The following is a 22,083-nucleotide window of genomic DNA, read 5'->3' on the forward strand; positions in this document are numbered from 1 at the left end:
AGGTCAGGCAGATTTTTTAGTCAGAGGTTTAAGGCGGGTCACAAAATTTTGTTACTTATAGATTCTTTTCAACGGGAACGTTACTTTATAACATTATGAAACGCACAGGCTTTGTCTTACTGATGGTATTAAGTCCGGCTGCGCTGGCGCATCCGCACAGTTTCATCGACATGAAAACGGAACTGGTGGCCAAAGACGACACCTTTACCGGGCTGAAAATGACCTGGACGATGGATGAGATCACCTCGGCCGATCTGCTGTATGACGCTGGCGAGGCGAAGCCGGGAAGCGTGGTGTGGAAAAAGCTGGCAGCGGGCGTGATGGCTAACGTGCTGGGCCAGCACTACTTTTCAGAAATCTGGCACAATCAACAGCGGGTGAAGTTTTTGAATCTGCCAACCGAATACAATTTGTCGCGTAACGGTCATAAAGCCGTGCTTGAGTTTATTCTGCCGCTGGCGGAACCGCCGGTACTGACCGGCCAGCGCTTTGAGATCCTCACCTTCGATCCGACCTATTTTGTCGACATGTTTTACGACAATGCCCGCGCCCTGACGCTGCCGCCCGCGCTGCAGCCACGCTGTAAGTTTGCGCTGAATACGCCAAAGCCCAATGACTCCCTGAAACAGTATGCATTGTCGCTGGATAAAGCCGATGCGCCGGCCGAAGAGCTCGATTTAGGCCGGCAGTTTGCCCAGACGGTGATACTCACATGTCAGTGATCGATACCCCGCAACGCCGCTCGCGCCTCTGGCCGCTCTGGCTGCTGGCGGCGCTGCTGCTGGCTGGCGGTACGCTCATCTGGCTTAACTGGCCGCAAATCCTGCTGCAAAGCGTGTTGTGGCAGAAAGATCTGCATCGACAGATGACCCAGCTGTTACAGCAGGTCGCTGAACAGCCCCAGCAGGCGGGAGTGACGCTGGTGCTGTTCAGTCTGTTGTATGGCGTGCTGCATGCGCTGGGACCGGGTCACGGCAAAGTGGTGATTACCACTTTTCTGGCCACCCATCCGGCCAGAGTGAAGACCAGTATCAGGCTGACGCTGCTGGCGTCGCTGCTACAGGGGTCGGTGGCTATCGTGCTGGTCACGGTGATGCTGGTGCTGCTGCAGACCTCATCGCGCCAGCTGCATCTCAGCAGTTTCTGGCTGGAGAAGGGCAGTTATCTGCTGGTGGTCGGACTGGGGATCTGGATCGGTTATCGCGCGCTGCGATCGCTGTGGCAGGCGTTACGTCCGCGTCCGGCTATCGTCTTTCGGGCGCTCCATCCTGATCATCAGCATGATGCGCACTGCGGATGCGGTCATGCGCATCTGCCATCGCCACAGCAGATCAACGATGCGGTTAGCGTGAAAACCCAGTGGCTGGTAGTGGTATCGATGGGGCTGCGTCCCTGTTCCGGCGCGATCATGATGCTGCTGTTTGCCAAAGTGATTGGTGTGTATGCCTGGGGCGTGCTGTCAGCCGCCGTGATGGCGCTGGGGACTGCGCTGACGATCTCGGCCATAGGTTTGCTGGTCCAGCGCGCCCGAGTGGTCGCACAGCGGCTGACTCAATCCCGCCAGCGCGGACAGGCGTCTCTGCTGTTACCCCTGCTGGCGCTGGTGGGCAGCCTGATTTTAATCATGGCCGGCATCGCATTGTGGCAATCAGCCCAGCCTGCCTTTAGCGGCGGTATTCGGCCTTTATGAGTTTAAACCGCAGCGGGAATTAAATTGCCCCTGCTAGCACACCTTCACTAATTTCTTTAAATTCACATCTTTATTTTTTTCTCGCGCTGTAACGGTGGTGAAATGCCTCTTCACTGTCTACGCTGTTATTACCAAAACGGCATTCTCTGCCGGGATGATAAAAACCAGAGCACCTTTCTGTTTGTTGCGAGGAGAATATTTCATGGCTGATACCCGTATTAATAATGGCTATACCGAAACGCTGGCAACCGGGCCAGCGGGATTACCGCTCAAACGTATTTCCTGGAGTGCTGTCTTTGCCGGGGTAATTTGTGCGCTGATCGTTCACATCATATTGACGCTGCTGGGAACGGCTATTGGCGCCACCACTATTGACCCGATGAAGGAACAGAATCCTTTAGACGGTCTGGGTACCGGCGCGCTGGTCTGGACGGCCATTGAAATGCTGGTGGCGATGGCGGCCGGTAGCTATGTGGCGGGTCGCCTGGCGCAGCGCGAAGGGGCACTGCACGGCTTACTGATGTTTGGCCTTAGCACAATTTTCACTATTTACCTGGCGATTGCGCTGGCAAGTAGCGTATTGGGCGGCGCGATGAATATTGTCGGCTCCGGTTTCCAGGCATTGGGTAGTGGTATTTCCGCAGCAGCGCCTTCGGTAACCCAAATGGCGAAAGATAAGTTGCAGGAAAGCAATATTAATTTAAATGATCTGCAGAATGAACTGGAAACTACGCTGCGTCAGACCGGTAAGCCGGAATTACAGCCTGAGAATTTAAAGCAGGATGCAAATAACGAAGCGCAGAATGCAGAGAACCAGGCTAACAACACGGCTAACCATCCTCAGACGGCGGATACTGATCTGACTAACTGGTTAAAAGGCGTGATGGATCGTCATTCAGATACATTACAGGCTGCCGATCGTGATGCGCTGAAAAATATTATTAAAGCGCGTACCGGTAAAAGTGATCAGGAAGTGGATCAGATCGTCGCGCAGACCGAAAAGAGCTATCAGCAGGCAGTACAGAAATATCAGGAACTGAAGCAGCAGGCTGAGCAGAAAGCACGTGAAGCGGCAGAGAAGGCAGCAGCAGCGACGGCGAAAGCCAGCTGGTATGCACTGATTCTGTTGATTATCGAAGCGGTGCTGGCCGGTGTGATGGGCATGGTGGGTCGTCGTACTCAGCCTCGTCAGGTGTTGTCACACGAACGTCGTTAATTCACGCTAACATCAGGCAATAAAAAAGGCGGCTGATAAGCCGCCTTTTTCTCTGCTGTCGCTTAGCGTTTTAACGCTTCGCTCAGCTCTTCACGCATGTTTGACAGCATCGCTTTCACCACACGTGGGTTACCCGCCACGATGTTACCGGAATGCAGATAACCGTGGTTACCGGTGAAGTCAGTGACCAGACCACCCGCTTCACGCACCAGCAGTTCACCGGCAGCAAAATCCCACGGCTTCAGGCCAATCTCAAAATAGCCATCAACGCGACCGGCAGCCACATACGCCAGATCCAGCGCAGCTGAACCGGTACGACGGAAATCGGCGCACTGGGTAAACAGTTTAGTGAGGATGTTCATATAGGCTGGCGCGTGCTGCTTCAGTTTGAACGGGAAGCCGGTGGCCAGAATGGTGCCATCCAGATCGCGAGCGATGCTACCGCGCAGACGGTATCCGTTGAGCTGAGCGCCCTGGCCGCGTACGGCACTGAACAGTTCATTACGCATTGGATCGTAAACCACCGCGACTTCAGTGCGGCCTTTAATGCGCACGGCGATGGAAACAGCAAAGTGGGGCAGGCGTTTGATGAAGTTGGTAGTGCCATCCAGCGGATCGATAACCCATTGAATGTCCTGATCCTCACCCGCCAGTTCACCGCTTTCTTCGGTGATGATGGTATGTTTCGGGTAAGATTTACGAATCACTTCGATAATCAGGCGTTCTGCTTCACGGTCAACATTCGTTACGAAGTCGTTGCTGCCTTTCTGGCTGGCTTCGACGGCGTCCGGGGTTTCATAATTCTTGGCAATTAAATTTCCGGCCTTGCGCGCTGCGCGCACGGCAATGTTGAGCATTGGATGCATCGGTATCTCTCGCTGGATGTTAAAGAACGGGGAAAACGGCGCGGAGTATAGCAGCGTGTTCGGTAAATGTCCTGCTTTATGTTAGCATTCACGCCACTGATTTTACTGACCCGTTGCTGAGACTCCTCATTAATGCTGCAAAATATTCGTATCGTGCTGGTTGAAACCTCTCACACCGGCAACATGGGCTCCGTTGCCCGCGCCATGAAAACCATGGGCCTGACCAACCTCTATCTGGTTAACCCACTGGTGAAACCCGATTCACAGGCGATTTCTCTCGCCGCCGGTGCCAGTGATGTGATTGGCGACGCTAAAATCGTCGACTCACTGGATGAAGCCATCGCGGGCTGTAGCCTGGTGGTCGGCACCAGCGCCCGTTCCCGTTCGCTGCCGTGGCCGATGCTGGATGCGCGCGAATGCGGCGTGAAAAGTGTGGAAGAGGGCCAGCAGGCTCCGGTGGCGCTGGTGTTTGGTCGTGAGCGCGTCGGCCTGACCAATGAAGAGCTGCAGAAGTGTCATTACCATGTCGCCATTCAGGCCAACCCGGAATACAGCTCGCTGAACCTGGCAATGGCAGTACAGATCATCGCCTATGAAGTGCGCATGGCCTGGCTGCAGGCGCAGGAACAGGCCAGCCCGCAACCGCAGTATACGGAGTCGCCTTATCCACTGGTGGATGACCTTGAACGCTTCTATCAGCACATGGAACAGATGATGCTGAACAGCGGCTTTATCCGCGAAGCCAATCCGGGTCAGGTGATGAGCAAACTGCGTCGTCTTTATACCCGTGCGCGGCCAGAACGTGATGAACTTAACATCCTGCGCGGGATGCTTTCGTCGTTTGAAAAGCGGAAAAACGAGAAGAAAGAAGAAGATAATAGTTGAGTAAAATACCAGGTTAAATACTTGAGTGTTTTACCTGGTTAAATAGTTGACCAAATTACTCGGGAATGTCAGACTTGCCAGCATCTTTTGCAAATCCTCCGATAACCGGACGCTATTGAGGTCGTACGCTATGAGACTGACATCTAAAGGACGTTATGCCGTAACTGCTATGCTGGACGTTGCCCTTCACTCCCATGAAGGCCCGGTTCCGCTGGCTGATATTTCTGAACGTCAGGGCATTTCGCTGTCGTATCTCGAGCAGTTATTCTCCCGATTGCGTAAAAATGGCTTAGTTTCCAGCGTGCGCGGTCCGGGCGGCGGTTATCTGTTAGGCAAAGAATCAAATGCTATCGCCGTCGGTGAAGTGATCACCGCGGTCGATGAGTCGGTTGACGCCACCAAATGCCAGGGCAAAGAAGGCTGCCAGGGCGGCGAGCGTTGCCTGACACACGTCCTGTGGCGCGATCTGAGCGTGCGTATCAGTGACTTCCTGAACAATATTACCCTGGCTGAGCTGGTGAATAATCAGGAGATCCTTGACGTGGCCGATCGTCAGAACGCCAATGACAATCGTCGCTTCCAGAGCCCGCGCGCTCAGGAAATCAACGTCAATCTGCGCGCCTCGTAATCCCCGCTGTTGCGGCCCTAACTGCTAACGCGGGCGGGGCCGAATCTGCTATAAAGACGTATGATTTTTTATACGGAGCTGTAGCGCAATGAAATTACCGATTTACCTGGATTATGCCGCCACCACGCCGGCCGATCCGCGTGTGGCCAGCAAAATGATGCAGTTTCTGACGCTGGATGGCACGTTCGGTAATCCGGCCTCCCGTTCTCACCGTTTTGGCTGGCAATCTGAAGAAGCGGTCGATGTGGCGCGCAATCAGGTGGCCGAACTGGTCAATGCCGATCCGCGTGAAATCGTTTTCACCTCGGGCGCCACCGAATCGGACAATCTTGCGATTAAAGGCGCAGCCCACGCTCATCAGGCGCGCGGCAAACATATCATCACCAGCCAGACTGAACACAAAGCCGTGCTCGACAGCTGCCAGCAGCTGGAGCGGGAAGGCTTTGATGTGACCTACCTGAAACCGGCCGCCAACGGCATGATCAGCCCTGACATGTTGCGTGACGCCCTGCGCGACGACACCATTCTGGTCTCGATCATGCACGTCAATAATGAAATCGGGGTGATTCAGGATATCGCTGCGTTTGGTGAGCTGTGCCGTGAACGCGACATTCTGTTTCATGTGGATGCCACCCAGAGCGTCGGCAAGCTGCCGATCGATCTCAGCCTGTTGCCGGTTGATTTGATGTCCTTTTCCGCCCACAAACTGTATGGTCCGAAAGGGATCGGTGCGCTCTATGTGCGTCGTAAACCGCGCGTGCAGATTGCCGCCCAGATCCACGGCGGTGGGCATGAGCGGGGTATGCGTTCGGGGACGCTGCCGGTACACCAGATTGTCGGAATGGGCGAAGCCTATCAGATCGCGGCGCAAGAGCGTGAAACTGAAATGGCACGTCTGCAGAGCCTGCGCGACCGGCTGTGGCAGGGTATCAGTACGCTGCCAGGCGTCACGCTTAACGGTGACCTGCAGCACAGCGCGGCCACTATACTTAACCTCAGTTTCGCCGACGTTGAGGGTGAATCGCTGATCATGGCGCTGAAAGATCTGGCGCTCTCCTCCGGTTCGGCCTGTACGTCGGCCAGCCTGGAGCCCTCTTATGTCCTGCGGGCGCTGGGTGTCAGTGAAGAGCTGGCCCACAGTTCGCTGCGGTTTTCGCTTGGCCGTTTTACCACCGAAGAAGAGATCGATTACGCCATTGCGCTGGTGCAGAAATCGGTGACGCGTCTGCGCGCCTTAATGTAACCGGCAGCTTACCGGCCTGATTCTGGAAACCGCGCCATTATTTGCGCTACGCTGGCATCCTCTGACGGAATCTGTTATCAGGTCTGTCTGCATCTTGCATGTAACATCTTATTAAATCCGCTTTAACAATCGGGCTGGATGAAACGAATAACGTCTATGGAGCTTCGCGATGACCACACAACCGATGAACATCACTCTTAGCAGCCAGCCCGCCGATGCGCGCTGGGGCGAAAAAGCCATTCTGAGCAGCAACGACAGCGGGATGACGCTGCACCTGACCGGCGCTGACGCGCTGATGACCCTTCAGCGAGCCGGCCGCAAACTGGATAGCCAGGGTATCCGCCACGTGGCGCTGACCGGCGAAGGCTGGCACCTTGAGCAGTGCTGGGCATTCTGGCAAGGCTACCGCGGTCCGAAAGGGCAGCGTCAGGTTGAGTGGCCGACGCTGGGTGAGCATGAGCAGGCGGAATTTGATCGTCGTCTGAAAATTATCGACTGGGTACGCAACACCATCAACCTGCCGGCCGAAGAGCTGGGCCCGGAACAGCTGGCGCACACGGCTATCGATCTGATCAGCGAAGTGGGCGGCAGCGCCGTCAGCTATCGCATCACCAAAGGTGAGGATCTGCGGGTCCAGGGTTATATGGGCCTGCATACGGTGGGACGCGGTTCCAGCCGTCCGCCGGTGCTGCTGGCGCTCGACTTTAATCCAACCGGTGACGACAGCGCGCCGGTTTACGCCTGTCTGGTCGGCAAAGGTATTACCTTCGACACCGGCGGCTACAGCATGAAGCAGAGCAGCTTCATGGATTCGATGAAGTCCGATATGGGCGGCGCGGCCACCGTGACCGGTGCGCTGGCGATGGCCATTTCGCGCGGTCTGAATAAACGCGTCAAACTTTACCTCTGCTGTGCCGACAACATGGTCAGCAGCAACGCCTTCAAACTGGGCGATATCATTCGCTATCGCAACGGCAAATCGGTGGAAGTAATGAACACCGATGCGGAAGGACGCCTGGTACTGGCTGACGGTTTAATCGACGCCAGCGAGCAGAATCCGACGATGATCATCGACGCCGCCACCCTGACCGGTGCAGCTAAGACGGCGCTGGGTAACGATTATCACGCGCTGTTCACCTTTGATGAGGTGCTGGCGCAGTCGCTGATGGGCAGCGCGGTCAGTGAGAACGAGCCGTTCTGGCGTCTGCCGCTGGCCGAGTTCCATCGCAGCCATCTGCCGTCTAACTTTGCCGATCTCAATAATATCGCCAGCCCGGCACATGCGGCCGGTGCCAGCAGCGCGGCAGCGTTCCTCTCTTATTTCGTCAGCAACTACCAGCAGGGCTGGCTGCACATCGACTGTTCGGCGACCTACCGCAAAAGCGCGGTCGATCAGTGGGCCGCAGGCGCCACCGGCCTTGGTGTGCGCACGCTGGCTAACCTGTTACTGAAATAAGTGCTATTCCGCGGTGGCTTCAGCCGCCGCATTTTTAGAGAGTGACTATGAACCGTCTTGAAGAGGTGCTGAAGCTGGCGGCGACCGAGCCAGCTCACCGGCCCGAATTTTTTCAACTGCTGCTGGAATCGGACGTCTGGGTGCCGGGCGAAAGCACCGCGCAGCAACTTGATGCCAGCACGCCGGTCGATCTGCAGCACTGGGAAAAAGAGGATGGCAGCAGCATCATTCCGTTTTTCAGTTCAGAACAGGCGATGAGCGACGCGGTCAGCACTGAGCAGGCTTATCTGCGTCTGCCGGTGCGCACGCTGTTTGAAATGACCCGCGGCGAAACGCTGTTTCTCAATCCTAAGTTACCGACCGGCAAAGAGTTCTCGCCTGCCGAAATCACTCATCTGCTGGCGGAAGAGGGCAGCGCCCTGAGTCAGCAAACGGTGCTGGAAGGCGGGCAGTCGCTGCTGTTGTCTGAAGTAGCCGAACCGCCCGCGCAGATGGTTGACTCGCTGACCCAGCTGTTCAGCAAATATAAACAGGTGCGTCGTGCGTTTATCGCCAGCATCCGTGAGCGGGCCGATGAAGCGCCGAACCTGCTGATTGGTATTGAAGCGGACAGCGACATTGAGGCGATCATTCAGGCGGCGGGTAGCGTAGCGATGGATACGCTGCCGGATGATGCGCCGGTGGATCTGTGCGAAGTGACGGTGGAAGATCGCGGCATCAGCCACTTCTTTACCGCCCACATTACGCCGTTCTATGAGCGCCGCTGGGGCAGTTTCCTGCGCGACTTTAAAGGCAGCGAACGGATACTCTGATGAAAAAAGAGCGGCGCAATGGCCGCTCTTTTTTTACTTCGCAATCGGCAGGTCGTCGCGGCTGCCCCATTCACTCCAGGAACCGTCGTAAATCGCCGTCTGACGTGCGCCCAGCGCGGTCAGCGCCAGAATCACCACCGCCGCCGTCACGCCCGAACCACAGCTCGCCACCACCGGTTTTTCCGGATCAACCCCGGCGCGCGTGAACAGATCGCGCAGCTCAGCCAGCGGTTTCAGTTCGCCATTGACCACCAGGCTGTTCCACGGCACATTCAGGCTGTTCGGAATGTGACCGCGCAGCAGACCGGGGCGTGGCTCATCCACTTCGGCGTTGAAACGATTGGCCGCACGAGCATCGATAATCTGTGCGCCGCCTTCATGACTGATCAGCAGGACATCGTTCAGCCGGCGGATCTGGCTTTCATCCGCGCTGGCTTCAAATTCGCCTTCCGGCAGCGAGACCGGACCCGTTGCAACCGGATAACCGGCCGCTTTCCAGCCCTGCAGGCCGCCGGCCAGAATCGAGACCTGCGCCACGCCAAAGAGGCGCAGCATCCACCAGGCGCGTGGCGCTGAGAACAGATTACCTTCGTCGTACACCACCAGATGTTTGTCGCTACTGATACCCAGCTCGCGCATCGCCACGGCAAAACGCTCGGCGCGCGGCAGCATGTGCGGATAGGGGCTGGTGTGATCCGACAGTTCTTCAATATTGAAGAAAGGCGCATCGGGCAGATGTTCCGCCAGATATTCGCCATTCACATCCCGGATCGTCTCCTGACCGGGCGGCAGCATACGGGTGTCCAGCACCTGCAGCGTCTCATCGTTGTAGTGTTCCTGTAACCAGTCGGCGGACACAAACAGTGGCGTCGTCATAACAACCTCATCTCAGTGATCTGTGCTGTCAGTGTCGGGCAATGCGGGCGCCATCTCAAGAGAAGCGTTGATTAAATGCGAGCATTGATATGAAATTGCGCAGCGTTACAAAACAACTCCTCTGGGACACGGTGAAGGATTTACCATGAAAAAACGCATTAACCCATGGCTGTTCAGCTTGCTGATCGGCGGCTCTCTGCTGGCAACCGCGGCCACTCCGGTTTTATCGGTCAGCGCGGCGGAAACCGCTGCCACCCAACAGGTCAGCAAGCCACTTGCGCTACTCGACCTCTCTGAGCTTCAGCTCGATGGCGCAGCCGCGCTGGTGTTAACCTTCAATCAGCCGCTGGATGATAAGCAGGATCTGACGCAAAAAGTCAGGCTGATCGATGATAAACAGGGTCAGGTTGACGGCGCCTGGGAGCTGTCAGAGAACCGCAAAGCGCTGCGCTTTCGCCATCCGGAGCCGTCACGTCAGTTTACCGTGACGCTGGAGCCGGGATTACGCGCCGCCAGCGGTGAGACGCTGCCTGCCGGCATCAGTAAAAAAGTGACAACCCGTGATATCGAACCGATGGTGGGCTTTGCCAGCCGTGGCTCGCTGCTGCCGCTGCGTCTCTCTCAGGGTTTGCCGGTACTGGCACTGAATGTCGATCAGGTTGATGTGGATTTTTTCCGGATAAAAAACGCGGGCCTGGCGGAATTTCTCTCGCAGTGGAACTACGGCAACAACCTCTCCAGCTGGCAGTCTCAGGAGTTGCTGAAAAGCAGCCAGCTGGTCTATTCCGGACGTTTTGAGCTCAACCCGGCGCGTAACACGCGTGAAAAGCTGCAACTGCCGATGCGTGATATTTCCGCACTTCAGCAACCGGGTGTCTATCTGGCGGTAATGAAGCAGGCCGGTACTTATCGCTACAGTCAGCCTGCCACGCTTTTCACTCTGAGTGATATCGGCCTGTCACTGCATCGCTTCCCGACCCAATTCGAACTGTTCGCTCAGAGTCTGGCAAACGGCCAGCCGCTTTCCGGAGTCAGCGTCAGGTTACTGGATGAGAAAGGACAGGTGCTGCAAAGCGGCACCATCGACAGTAGCGGTCATCTGCGCCTGAAGGCGGATGAAAAAGGGAAGCTGCTGCTGGCAGTGCAGGGTGAGCAGACCTCGATGATCGATCTGTCACGTCCGGCGCTGGATTTGGCCGAATTTCCGGTTGCCGGGCCGCAGGGCTATGACAAACAACTGTTTGTCTTTGGCCCGCGCGATATCTACCGACCTGGCGAAACGGTCATCGTTAATGCGCTGCTTCGTGATGCTGACGGACGCCCGTTGCCCGCGCAGCCGATTAAAGCGGAGCTGGTGCAGCCCGATGGCCAGGTGATGCAGACTTTTGTCTGGCAGCCTGACGCCGGATTCTACCAGCAGCGACTGTCGCTGCCCGCATCTGCCATGACCGGCGACTGGATGCTGCGGCTCAATACCGGCGATAACCTCAAGCGCCAGTGGCATTTCCACGTCGAAGATTTTCTGCCGGAACGCATGGCGTTAACCCTGAAAAACGATCCCCAGCCACAGCCTGCTGATGCCCGTGTTGAGTTCGGTATTGAGGGACGCTATCTCTATGGCGCACCTGCCGCGGGTAACACGTTACAGGGACAACTCTATCTGCGACCGGCACGCGAGGCGGTGGCTGCTTTGCCGGGCTACCAGTTTGGTGACATTACCGAAGAAGGTCTGAAGCGCACGCTGGATGAGGTGGATCTCAGGCTTGATGCCCAGGGTAAAGCGCAGCTTGAGGTAGAGAATCAGTGGGATCAGCTGCACTCCCCGCTCAATCTGATCCTGCAGGCCAGCCTGCTTGAAACCGGCGGACGTCCGGTTACCCGTCGTGCCACTCAGGCCATCTGGCCGGCAGAAGCCCTGCCGGGTATCCGGCCGCTGTTCGGTAATAAAGCGGTTTATGACTACCGCAGTGACAGCTATCACGATGAGCCTACCGTGCCGGAACAGAGTCTGGCCGAATTCGACATTGTCTATGCCAACAGTCAGGGCAAAAAACTGGCGGCAGATAAGCTGGAAGTGCGCCTGATTCGCGAACGCCGTGATTACTACTGGAGTTTCTCTGACAGCGAAGGCTGGCAGGCGCGGTACGGCGACAAGGATCTGCAGGAAGATGAACGCGCCATCTCTGTCCCGGCTGACGGCAGTACTAAAGTCAGCTTCCCGGTCGAGTGGGGCCACTACCGGCTGGAAGTGCAGGCGGGCGAAAAGATCGTCAGCAGCGTGCGGTTCCAGGCGGGTTATGACTGGCAGGATAACACCAATGGCACGGGCGCGTTGCGCCCGGATCAGGTGAGACTGAAGCTGGATAAAGCCGCTTACCAGCCGGGCGACACCGTGCATCTGCAGGTGGATTCACCGGCGGCCGGTAAAGGCTACCTGATGGTGGAGTCGAGCAGCGGCACCCTCTGGTGGCAACCGCTGACTGTTCCGCAGGGCGGCACAACGGTGGATGTGCCCGTGGCTGAGAGCTGGCAGCGTCACGATCTCTACTTCAGCGCCATCGTGGTGCGTGACGGTGATAAGGTCAGTGGCGCAACGCCAAAACGCGCGGTGGGGCTGTTGCATCTGCCGATGGCGACGGAGGCGCGCCGCTTAAATCTGACGCTGGATGCGCCCGATAAAATCCGTCCCGAACAAAACCTGACGGTAAAAGTTCACGCCAGTCGTGACGGTGGCCCGCTGCCAGAAAAAGTGAATGTGCTGCTGTCAGCGGTGGATAGCGGTGTTCTGAGCGTGACAGATTTTAAAACGCCCGATCCGTGGCAGGCGTTCTTTGGCCGTAAACGCTACAACGTCGATCAGTATGACGTCTTTGGTCAGCTGATCGAAGGCGGTGGCCGGCTGGCGGCGCTGCGTTTTGGTGGCGATGGCGAAGATGAATCGATGACGCGCGGCGGCAAAAAGCCGGTGACGCACGTCAATATCGTGGCGCAGCAGTTACAGGCGGTGACGCTGGATAAAGAGGGCAACGGATCGATTACGCTGCCGATCCCGGCCTTTAACGGCGAACTGCGGCTGATGACTCAGGCCTGGAGCGACGACAGCTTCGGCGCGGCAGAGCGCAAACTGGTGGTCGCGGCACCGCTGATCAGCGAACTGGCCACTCCACGTTTCCTTGCCAGCGGCGACACGGCATCACTGGCGCTGGATATCACTAACCTGACGGAGCTGCCGCAAACCCTGAAAGTAGATCTGAGCAGCAGTGGTTTAGTGGATCTGACCAGTGCTGCCAGCCAGAGCGTGACGCTGGCTAAAGGCGCACGCACCACAGTGCAGATTCCGGTCACCGCGAAAACCGGCTTTGGTGACGGTGAGGTCACCGTGCAGATTTCCGGTCTGAATCTGCCGGGTGAGCAGGTGAAGCCCAGCAAACAGCAGTGGAAAATCGGTGTCCGGCCACCTTATCCGGCCCGGACGCTGAATTTCGATGCCGTGATCAATCCCGATCAGCCGTGGCAGGTCGCGGCAGCCGCTTTCACCGGGCTGGAGGCTCAGACCCTGAGTGGACAGCTGACGCTGAGCAATCGCCCGCCGCTGAACATCGCCAGCTATATCAGTGCGCTTTACACCTATCCCTACGGCTGTCTGGAACAGACCAGCAGCGGCCTCTGGCCTTCTCTCTACACCAGCCATGCCGGGCTGACGGCCATGGGGATAAAAACCAGCAGTGATGAGGCGCGCCGGGCCGCAGTCAACACCGGCATTGCCCGTCTGGCGGGCATGCAGCGGGCCAACGGTAGCTTCGGGCTGTGGGATAAACAGAGTGAAGAGGAGTTCTGGCTGACGCCTTACGTGACGGACTTCCTGCTGCGCGCCAGCGAGGCGGGCTATGCGCTGCCGGATAACGTGGTTGATCGCGCTAACGCCCGGCTGCTGCGCTATCTGCAGGATCCCGCGCAGATCAGCGGTGGCAGCAGCGATAATAACGCCGCGCTGCAGTTCAGCGTTCAGGCTTACGCCGGACTGGTGCTGGCGCGTCAGCAGCGCGCGCCTCTGGGTGCGCTGCGCGTCTTGTATGAAAAACGGGACAAATCCCGCTCCGGCCTGGCGCTGATGCAGCTTGGCGTGGCGCTGAAGCTGATGGGTGACGGGCAACGTTCACAGCTGGCGATCATGCAGGGTGCCAGCCTGACGCGCTCAGATAAAGAGTGGTTTGGCGACTATGGCAGCAGGGTGCGCGATCAGGGAATGATGATAGCCCTGTTAGCAGAAAATCAACTGCAGCCTGATTTGCAGAATAGTCTGCTGCTGTCGCTGTCAAAAGAGGTTAACGGCAAACGCTGGTTCTCGACCCAGGAAAATAATGCGCTCTATCTTGCGGCCCATACTCTGCAGCGTGCGCAGGGCAGAAACTGGCAGGCGATACTGACGGGCGATCCACAGCCGCTGCAGGGCGATGCACCGCTGAATAAAGGGCTGGCGGCTGAGCGACTGTTGCAGGGCTTAGCCATCAGTAATCCGGGCAGTGCGCCGCTGTATGGTCGTCTCGATGTCACCGGTTATCCACTGACCGCACCACAGCCGGAAAGCAATGTGCTCGGAATAAAACGTGAATACTTTACTCTGGATGGCAAAGCCGCCGATCTCAGCAGGCTGCGCAGTGGTGAGTTACTGGTAGTGCGTCTGACCGTTTCGTCGACGCGCAACATCAAAGATGCGCTGGTGGTGGATCTGCTGCCTGCCGGGCTGGAGCTGGAAAACCAGAATCTGGCCGACAGCAGCGCCAGCCTCGGCGACAGTGCGGACGCGCTGAAGGAGAGCATGGGTGATATGCAGCAGGCTGACATTAAGCACATTGAGTTCCGTGACGATCGCTTTGTGGCGGCACTGGCGGTGGATACTTATCGTCCCGCCACGCTGATCTATCTGGCGCGGGCAGTCACACCGGGTCGCTACCTGATGCCGCCGCCGCAGGTCGAGTCGATGTATGTGCCGGAGTGGCGCGCCACTGGCAGCACGCCATCGCAGCTGCAAATCCAGTAAGTGACGTCAGGCGTGATTAACATCGGCACTATTAAAAAGCGGTGGCTCGCGCTGCCGCTTTTTTTTCTGGCACTGTGGCTGGCGACGTGGGGACTGGATCGGCTGTTCCCGTTGCCGCTTAAACAGGTCCAGCCTGCGCGGGTGATTGTTGCCAGCGACGGTACGCCATTGTGGCGTTTTGCTGACAGCCGGGGGATCTGGCGCTATCCGGTGACGCCAGAGGAGGTGGCTCCGGCCTATCTGCAGGCGCTGCTGACCTATGAAGATCGCTGGTTCTGGTATCACCCCGGCATCAATCCACTGGCTCTGCTGCGCGCCGCCTGGCAGGATCTGCGTCATCAGAGCGTGATCTCTGGCGGCAGCACCCTGACCATGCAGGTGGCACGCCTTATTGACCCGCAACCCCGTACGCTGCGCGGCAAGCTGATTCAGGCGTGGCGTGCGCTGCAGCTGGAGTGGCATCTTTCCAAACGTGACATTCTGACGCTCTACCTTAACCGCGCGCCCTTTGGCGGCACGCTGGAAGGGGTAGGTGCGGCCAGCTGGAGCTGGCTGGGAAAAGCACCGTCGCAATTGACGCGCGGTGAGGCGGCGCTGCTGGCGGTTTTACCGCAGGCACCCAGCCGTCTGCGGCCCGATCGCTGGCCGGAGCGGGCGGAAGCCGCCCGTAATAAAGTGCTGGATAGGCTGGCGCAATACCGCATCTGGTCCCCTGAACAGGTGGCGGAGATTCGTCAGGAACCGGTCTGGTTGCCGCCGCGCCAGATGCCGCAGATGGCGCCATTGCTGGCCCGGCGTATGCTGTCGATCAGCCGCAGCGATAAGATTGTCTCCACGCTCGACCCTTCTTTGCAGCGTGATCTGGAAAGTCTGGCGCTGAATGTAAAAAATCAGCTTCCGCCGCGCACCTCGCTGGCGATGCTGGTAGTGGATCACACCACCATGGCGGTGCGTGGCTACGTCGGCTCGGCTGACTTTACCGATGACAGCCGTTTTGGACATGTAGATATGATCGCCAGCGTGCGTTCGCCTGGCTCGGTGTTAAAACCCTTTATTTACGGCATGGCGCTGGACGAGGGGCTGATCCATGCCGAATCGCTGCTGCAGGATGTGCCGCGTCGCTTTGGTGATTACCGGCCAGGTAACTTTGACACCGGTTTTCACGGCCCGGTCAGCGCCAGCGAGGCGCTGGTGCGATCCCTGAATCTGCCCGCCGTCCAGTTACTGGAGGCGCTGGGGCCGAAAAATGCGGCGGCACGTCTGCGCAATGTGGGCCTGAACTTACGTTTTCCGCCCGGCGCTGAACCTAATCTTTCGTTAATTCTTGGCGGCACCGGGGCGCGCATGGATGAGATCGTGGCCGCCTACAGCGCCTTTGCCCGCCACGGCAATGCCGCTGCGCTGCGCTGGACGCCCGATCAACCCTTGCAACAGCGGCGGCTGCTGTCGCCGGAAGCAGCGTGGATTGTCCGGCGTATCCTGGCCGGTGAAGCGCAGCCGGCAGGCAATGGCCGCGTACCCGACGTGGTGCCTCTGGCCTGGAAAACCGGCACCAGTTACGGCTATCGCGATGCCTGGTCGGTGGGAATCAATCCCCGTTATCTGATTGGCGTCTGGGTCGGGCGACCGGATGCGACTCCGGTGGCCGGGCAGTTTGGTTTTGCCTCTGCTGTGCCCGTCATGAACCAGATCAACAGTGTGCTGATGAGCCGCCTCGGCAGGCGTGACGTGCCGGTTGATCCGCGTCCGGCCTCGGTAACGGTAGCCACTATTTGCTGGCCTGGCGGTCAGCCGCTGCCCGCCGGAGACGAGAATTGCCGCCAGCGGCGGCAAAGCTGGGTCGCCGCGAATACGCTGCCGCCAACCCTGCTGGCGCCTGGCCAGGAGAGCCTCAGCGGGTTGCGCATCGGCTACTGGCAGAATGCGCAGGGACTGCGTGTGGCAGCAGATTGCCCCAACGCCACCCGTCACGAGCGGCTGGTCTGGCCGCTGCCGCTGGAAGCCTGGCTACCGCCTCATGAACGGCGGGCGCAACGCTTACCGCCTGTTGATACCCATTGTCCGCCGTTACAGCAGGGCAGCAGCGCACCGCTGATCGTCACCGGCGTGACTGAGCGGCAGATCGTCAAGCCGCTGCCAGGCAACGGCTCGCTGGTGATCCCGGTGGCGGTTCAGGGAGGGCAGGGCGAACAGCGCTGGTGGTTCCTGAATGGCGAGCCTCTGATGACGCAAAACGCCGCGGATCATCTGTCGCTGCATCTTGATCATCCAGGAGATTATCAGCTGGTGGTGATGGATGAAGAGGGGCAGCTCGCCTCCGTCAGCTTCAGCCGGCTGTGATGGTTTTTTGCGCTAAATCAGAGTTGCGACCGCTTTGCTCCGATTCAGATCAAGATTTTTCAATAAATTGCGGATCTCTGATAGGCAACGCCAGGCTCTGCCCCTATAATCGGCGCCGTTTCTTAGCCGGGGCGTGCGCCTCCGGTTTCTTCAGGACGTCAAGACAGAGGTCAACATGGCAATCGAACGTACTTTTTCTATCATCAAGCCAAACGCCGTCGCTAAAAACGTGATCGGTGCCATCTACAACCGTTTTGAAAGCGCAGGCTTCAAAATCGTTGGCGCAAAAATGCTGCAGCTGAGCAAAGAGCAGGCTGAAGGTTTCTACGCTGAGCATCAGGGCAAGCCATTCTTCGACGGTCTGGTTGAATTTATGACCTCTGGCCCGGTTGTGGTTTCTGTGCTGGAAGGTGAAAACGCCGTTCAGCGTCACCGTGACCTGATGGGTGCCACTAACCCGGCAAACGCGCTGGCTGGCACGCTGCGTGCTGACTACGCTGACAGCTTCACCGAGAACGCGACCCACGGTTCAGATTCTGCAGAATCTGCTGCCCGTGAAATCGCTTACTTCTTCGGCGAAAACGAAATCTGCCCGCGTACCCGTTAATCGCCTGGCGATAAACCACCGGCTGACTTTACAAAAATCTGCCTGAGGGAGGCGACTCCTGCCTGTTATCAGGCCGCAGATGTTGTACAATATTGCGCCTTCATTGACTCCGCTTAATGAAGGCGCAATTTTTTACCTATTCCTGAACAGCGCCATAACGTGTAACAACGAGGCCAGAGAACATTATGTCTGAACAGATTGTGACGCCCGCGTCCGCATCCCCAATTGCCGTTTCCCCCAAGAGCCAAAAAATTAACCTGCTGGATCTCAACCGTCAGCAGATGCGCGAATTTTTCCTGTCGCTCGGTGAAAAGCCGTTCCGCGCTGACCAGGTCATGAAGTGGATCTATCACTACTGCTGCGATGATTTCGAGCAGATGACCGACATCAACAAAAAGCTGCGCACCCGGCTGATGGAGCTGACCGAAATCCGCGCGCCGGAAGTGGCGGAAGAGATGCGATCCACCGATGGCACCATTAAATGGGCGATTCGCGTGGGCGATCAGCTGGTTGAAACCGTCTATATTCCGGAAGGCGACCGCGCCACGCTGTGTGTCTCGTCGCAGGTGGGCTGCGCGCTGGAGTGTAAATTCTGTTCGACTGCGCAGCAGGGCTTTAACCGTAACCTGCGGGTATCGGAAATCATTGGTCAGGTATGGCGCGCGGCGAAGATTGTTGGTGCAGCCAAAATTACCGGCCAGCGTCCGATCACCAACGTGGTGATGATGGGCATGGGCGAACCTCTGCTCAACCTGAACAACGTCGTGCCGGCGATGGAGATCATGCTGGATGACTTCGGTTTTGGTTTATCGAAGCGTCGCGTGACCCTTTCGACCTCCGGCGTAGTACCGGCGCTCGACAAACTGGGCGATATGATTGACGTTGCGCTGGCGATCTCGCTGCACGCCCCCAATGACAAACTGCGTGACGATATCGTCCCGATCAACAAAAAATATAATATCGAAACCTTCCTGGCCGCGGTTAAACGCTACATCGGGAAGTCGAATGCCAATCAGGGGCGCGTCACTATCGAGTACGTCTTGCTGGATCATGTGAACGACAGCACTGACGATGCGCATGAGCTTGCCGCCTTACTGAAAGAGACGCCGTGCAAAATCAACCTGATTCCGTGGAACCCCTTCCCGGGCGCACCTTATGGCCGCAGCTCTAACAGCCGCATCGATCGCTTCTCCAAGGTGCTGATGGACTACGGTTTCACCACCATCGTGCGTAAAACCCGTGGTGATGATATTGATGCCGCCTGTGGTCAGCTGGCGGGCGAAGTGATCGACCGCACCAAGCGGACGATGCGGAAAAAAATGGCTGGTGAAGCGATATCTGTGAAGGCGCTCTGAAACCGTGACCGTTAACGTTTCCTGAGGGTGTGACGCGTGGCAGGCTTAACGCTGCTAACGTCAACCCAATGGAAACGATGATGCGTAAGGGATTACCTGTGGCTTTACTGGCCCTGTTTGTTGTAAGCGGGTGTGTCAGCCACACTCAGCAACCCGGTGCGGCAGAAGTGCGTCTACAGTTAGGTATGCATTACCTGGCGAGCGGTGATGAAGAAGCCGCTGAGCGTAATTTCCTGCGAGCGCAGGCGGCGGCACCGGATGATTATCGGATATCACTGGCGCTGGCCCGGCTGGCGCAAATGCAGGGTAATCGAGCTGCCGCACAGGCCCATTACCAGCTGGCACAACAGCAGGCCCCGCAGAATGGTTTTGTCGCTAACAATTACGGTGCGTTTCTTTGCACTTTAAGGCAGTATGGCGAAGCGCATCAACAGTTTAGTCGGGCAGGCGATGCGCAGCAGGTTGATGCCCGCATCGATGCGCTTGAACTGGCGGGATTTTGTTATCTGCAGGCAGGCGAGTTTGCCACGGCACGGCGTGCATTACAGCAGGCGCTGGAGTCCGACGATCGCAAAGCCGGATCGGTGCTGAGTGAAGCTGAAAAGCTGCTGGCTGAAAACCAGCTGACCAGCGCGCAGATTTTGCTCGAGATTTACCAGCAACAGCGGCCCGAAACGGCACGCAGTCTGGCGTTACACTTACGTTTCGCCGCGCTACAGGGGAATGCCGCTGACGTTTCACGTTATGGCGACCGGTTAGCGCGACGTTTTCCGCAATCGATACAGTACCAGCGTTATTTAGCTAATGAATACTGAAGCCACTCAAGAGAACTCTGCAGTACATTCAACAGGTGAACGCCTGCGTCTGGCCCGTGAGCAGATGGGGCTGACGCAGCAGAACGTCGCTGAACGCCTGTGTCTGAAACTTTCTACCGTGCGTGACATTGAGGAAGATAAGTCGCCAGCCGATTTAGCCTCTACCTTTCTGCGCGGCTACATTCGCTCCTACGCCCGACTGGTGCATATTCCTGAAGAGGAACTGCTGCCAATGATGGCGAAACAGACGCCGGTTCGTGCAGCAAAAATCGAACCGATGCAAAGTTTCTCTTTGGGTAAGCGCCGCAAAAAGCGTGACGGCTGGTTGATGATTTTCACCTGGCTGGTGCTGTTTGTGGTGGTTGGCCTGACGGGCGCCTGGTGGTGGCAGAATCATAAAGCCTCACAGGATGATCTGGTGTCGATGGCCGACCAGAATGGCAGCAGTGGTGATGGTCAGTCTATTCCGCTGGGTGAATCCAGCGGTGACAGCACTACCCCAGCCGCACCCGATGAAAGTAACAATGTGCCGCTGGCGGCTGACAACAGCGCCGCCAGCGTACCAGCCAGTGCGGCTCCGGCCGCCAGTGCCAGCAATAGCAATACCGCGCCTGCAGCGCAGCCGGACAACAGCAACAATGCGGTGGTTTCACCCAGCCAGGCACCGGTAGACAATACCGCTGCCGCGCCAGCGGCAACCCCCAACAGTGCCAGCACCGCACCGCAGATGCCGGTGGGCGCAGCGGCAGTCAGTGAACCGGCTACCGATCCGAATGCAGTGGTGATGACCTTTAACGCCGACTGCTGGCTGGAAGTGAGTGATGCGACCGGTAAAAAACTGTTCAGCGGCCTGCAGCGTAGCGGTGGTAAACTCAGTCTCGCAGGAACCGCTCCGTATCGTCTGAAAATTGGCGCTCCTTCCGCGGTTCAGGTGCAATATCAGAATCAGCCCGTTGATTTAAGTCGTTTTATCCGTAATAACCAGGTTGCTCGCCTGACGTTGGGTGCGCAATAACAGCGTATCGCGTACCGGGCAATTGTGGAGAAGAAATATGCATAACGAAGCACCCATTATCCGCCGTAAATCCAAACGTATTTACGTCGGCAAGGTGCCAGTCGGTGACGGCGCGCCAATCGCTGTTCAATCGATGACGAACACCCGCACCACTGACGTGGCGGCGACGGTCAATCAGATCAAAGCCCTTGAGCGCGTCGGTGTCGACATCGTCCGCATTTCGGTGCCGACGATGGATGCTGCAGAAGCATTCAGACTGATTAAACAGCAGGTGAACGTCCCGCTGGTGGCCGATATCCATTTTGACTATCGCATTGCATTGAAAGTCGCCGAATATGGCGTCGATTGCCTGCGCATCAATCCCGGCAACATCGGGAACAATGAGCGCATCCGCATGGTGGTTGACTGTGCACGCGATAACAATATCCCGATCCGAATTGGCGTTAACGCCGGTTCGCTGGAAAAAGATCTGCAGGAAAAGTATGGCGAGCCGACGCCGCAGGCGCTGCTGGAATCCGCCATGCGCCATGTCGATCATCTCGATCGCCTTAACTTCGATCAGTTCAAAGTTAGCGTAAAAGCCTCTGACGTCTTCCTGGCGGTTGAATCGTACCGTCTGCTGGCGAAACAGATTGAGCAGCCACTGCATCTCGGCATCACCGAAGCGGGCGGCGCGCGTGCCGGCGCAGTGAAATCGGCCATCGGGCTGGGTTTACTGCTGTCAGAAGGCATCGGCGACACGCTGCGTATTTCGCTGGCGGCCGATCCGGTTGAAGAGGTGAAAGTCGGTTTCGACATCCTCAAGTCACTGCGCATTCGCTCTCGTGGGATCAATTTCATCGCTTGCCCAACCTGCTCACGTCAGGAGTTTGACGTTATCGGCACGGTCAACGCGCTGGAGCAGCGTCTGGAAGATCTGATCACGCCGATGGACGTTTCCATTATCGGTTGTGTGGTCAACGGGCCAGGTGAAGCAACCCTCTCCACGCTGGGCGTGACCGGCGGCAACAAGAAAAGCGGCTTCTACGAAGATGGCGTGCGTCAGCGCGATCGTCTCGATAACAACGATATGATCGATCAGCTGGAAGCGCGCATTCGTGCCAAAGCGTCGATGCTGGATGCCAGCCGCCGTATTGATGTGCAGCATCTGGAAAAATAATGGCGTGCGCGGTTTGCGTACGTGACTTTTTTGACTGAACCTGTGCGGTTTCATCCTCATAAGGTATGATGCCGGACAG

The 22,083-nt window shown here is 57.5% G+C and carries 17 protein-coding genes; 15 read left to right on the forward strand and 2 right to left on the reverse strand.

What is annotated here, in order from left to right; translation table 11 throughout:
- The first annotated feature begins 95 nt into the window (after positions 1-95).
- The 3 genes from LZU96_RS05430 (at position 96) to LZU96_RS05440 (ending at position 2,906) form a co-directional block, all read left to right on the forward strand.
- The gene (locus tag LZU96_RS05430) at positions 96-722 is read left to right on the forward strand and encodes a DUF1007 family protein (RefSeq protein ID WP_233987372.1); all 627 of its coding nucleotides are present in this window, start codon (positions 96-98) and stop codon (positions 720-722) included.
- Entirely contained in the window at positions 713-1,690 is a 978-nt protein-coding gene (locus LZU96_RS05435) for a nickel/cobalt transporter (RefSeq protein WP_233987373.1), read from the forward strand. The genes LZU96_RS05430 and LZU96_RS05435 overlap by 10 nt, the downstream gene beginning before the upstream one ends.
- A 202-nt stretch (positions 1,691-1,892) precedes the next feature.
- Positions 1,893-2,906, forward strand: coding sequence for a TIGR04086 family membrane protein (locus tag LZU96_RS05440; RefSeq protein ID WP_233987374.1), 1,014 nt, complete (start codon positions 1,893-1,895; stop codon positions 2,904-2,906).
- A 62-nt stretch (positions 2,907-2,968) separates the two neighbouring features.
- Here the strand turns inward: LZU96_RS05440 and suhB are convergent, their stop codons facing one another.
- Entirely contained in the window at positions 2,969-3,772 is an 804-nt protein-coding gene (gene suhB / locus LZU96_RS05445; RefSeq protein ID WP_031376258.1) for an inositol-1-monophosphatase, read from the reverse strand.
- A 132-nt stretch (positions 3,773-3,904) separates the two neighbouring features.
- Between suhB and trmJ the strand changes: the two genes are divergently transcribed.
- The 5 genes from trmJ (at position 3,905) to sseB (ending at position 8,796) form a co-directional block, all read left to right on the forward strand.
- Positions 3,905-4,657, forward strand: coding sequence for a tRNA (cytosine(32)/uridine(32)-2'-O)-methyltransferase TrmJ (gene trmJ / locus LZU96_RS05450; protein WP_233987375.1), 753 nt, complete (start codon positions 3,905-3,907; stop codon positions 4,655-4,657).
- Between the two features lie 130 nt (positions 4,658-4,787).
- Positions 4,788-5,285, forward strand: coding sequence for a Fe-S cluster assembly transcriptional regulator IscR (gene iscR / locus LZU96_RS05455; RefSeq protein ID WP_233987376.1), 498 nt, complete (start codon positions 4,788-4,790; stop codon positions 5,283-5,285).
- Positions 5,286-5,373: 88 nt separating this feature from the next.
- Positions 5,374-6,528: an IscS subfamily cysteine desulfurase gene (locus LZU96_RS05460; protein WP_233987377.1), complete on the forward strand. Its 1,155-nt coding sequence runs from the start codon at positions 5,374-5,376 to the stop codon at positions 6,526-6,528.
- Positions 6,529-6,697: 169 nt separating this feature from the next.
- Complete coding sequence (pepB, locus tag LZU96_RS05465) at positions 6,698-7,984, forward strand: aminopeptidase PepB (protein WP_233987378.1); 1,287 nt, start codon at positions 6,698-6,700, stop codon at positions 7,982-7,984.
- 47 nt (positions 7,985-8,031) lie between these two features.
- Complete coding sequence (gene sseB / locus LZU96_RS05470) at positions 8,032-8,796, forward strand: enhanced serine sensitivity protein SseB (protein ID WP_094119748.1); 765 nt, start codon at positions 8,032-8,034, stop codon at positions 8,794-8,796.
- 33 nt (positions 8,797-8,829) lie between these two features.
- Here the strand turns inward: sseB and sseA are convergent, their stop codons facing one another.
- The gene (gene sseA, locus LZU96_RS05475) at positions 8,830-9,672 is read right to left on the reverse strand and encodes a 3-mercaptopyruvate sulfurtransferase (RefSeq protein ID WP_233987379.1); all 843 of its coding nucleotides are present in this window, start codon (positions 9,670-9,672) and stop codon (positions 8,830-8,832) included.
- Between the two features lie 145 nt (positions 9,673-9,817).
- On the opposite strand from sseA, the gene LZU96_RS05480 reads away from it, so the two are divergent.
- The 7 genes from LZU96_RS05480 to ispG all read left to right on the forward strand — a co-directional run bounded on the left by LZU96_RS05480 (position 9,818) and on the right by ispG (position 22,004).
- Positions 9,818-14,713 carry an alpha-2-macroglobulin family protein gene (locus tag LZU96_RS05480; RefSeq protein ID WP_233987380.1) on the forward strand — a complete coding sequence of 1,632 codons (4,896 nt, stop codon included), beginning with the start codon at positions 9,818-9,820 and terminating at the stop codon, positions 14,711-14,713.
- 12 nt (positions 14,714-14,725) lie between these two features.
- On the forward strand, positions 14,726-17,053 hold the full coding sequence (pbpC, locus tag LZU96_RS05485) for a peptidoglycan glycosyltransferase PbpC (protein ID WP_409520426.1): 2,328 nt from the start codon (positions 14,726-14,728) through the stop codon (positions 17,051-17,053).
- A 175-nt stretch (positions 17,054-17,228) separates the two neighbouring features.
- A complete protein-coding gene (ndk, locus tag LZU96_RS05490) occupies positions 17,229-17,660 on the forward strand; it encodes a nucleoside-diphosphate kinase (RefSeq protein ID WP_003848684.1) in 432 nt (143 codons plus the stop codon).
- Between the two features lie 185 nt (positions 17,661-17,845).
- Positions 17,846-19,015, forward strand: a complete 1,170-nt coding sequence (locus LZU96_RS05495) for a bifunctional tRNA (adenosine(37)-C2)-methyltransferase TrmG/ribosomal RNA large subunit methyltransferase RlmN (RefSeq protein ID WP_233987382.1) — start codon at positions 17,846-17,848, stop codon at positions 19,013-19,015.
- An 80-nt stretch (positions 19,016-19,095) separates the two neighbouring features.
- Positions 19,096-19,830, forward strand: coding sequence for a type IV pilus biogenesis/stability protein PilW (pilW, locus tag LZU96_RS05500; RefSeq protein WP_233988134.1), 735 nt, complete (start codon positions 19,096-19,098; stop codon positions 19,828-19,830).
- Positions 19,820-20,845 carry a cytoskeleton protein RodZ gene (rodZ, locus tag LZU96_RS05505; RefSeq protein WP_233987383.1) on the forward strand — a complete coding sequence of 342 codons (1,026 nt, stop codon included), beginning with the start codon at positions 19,820-19,822 and terminating at the stop codon, positions 20,843-20,845. The genes pilW and rodZ overlap by 11 nt, the downstream gene beginning before the upstream one ends.
- 37 nt (positions 20,846-20,882) lie before the next feature.
- Positions 20,883-22,004, forward strand: coding sequence for a flavodoxin-dependent (E)-4-hydroxy-3-methylbut-2-enyl-diphosphate synthase (gene ispG / locus LZU96_RS05510; protein ID WP_233987384.1), 1,122 nt, complete (start codon positions 20,883-20,885; stop codon positions 22,002-22,004).
- The last annotated feature ends 79 nt before the right edge of the window (positions 22,005-22,083 follow it).

It is taken from the genome of Pantoea agglomerans (assembly GCF_021397715.1).
GTDB classification, from domain to species: Bacteria; Pseudomonadota; Gammaproteobacteria; order Enterobacterales; family Enterobacteriaceae; genus Pantoea; species Pantoea astica.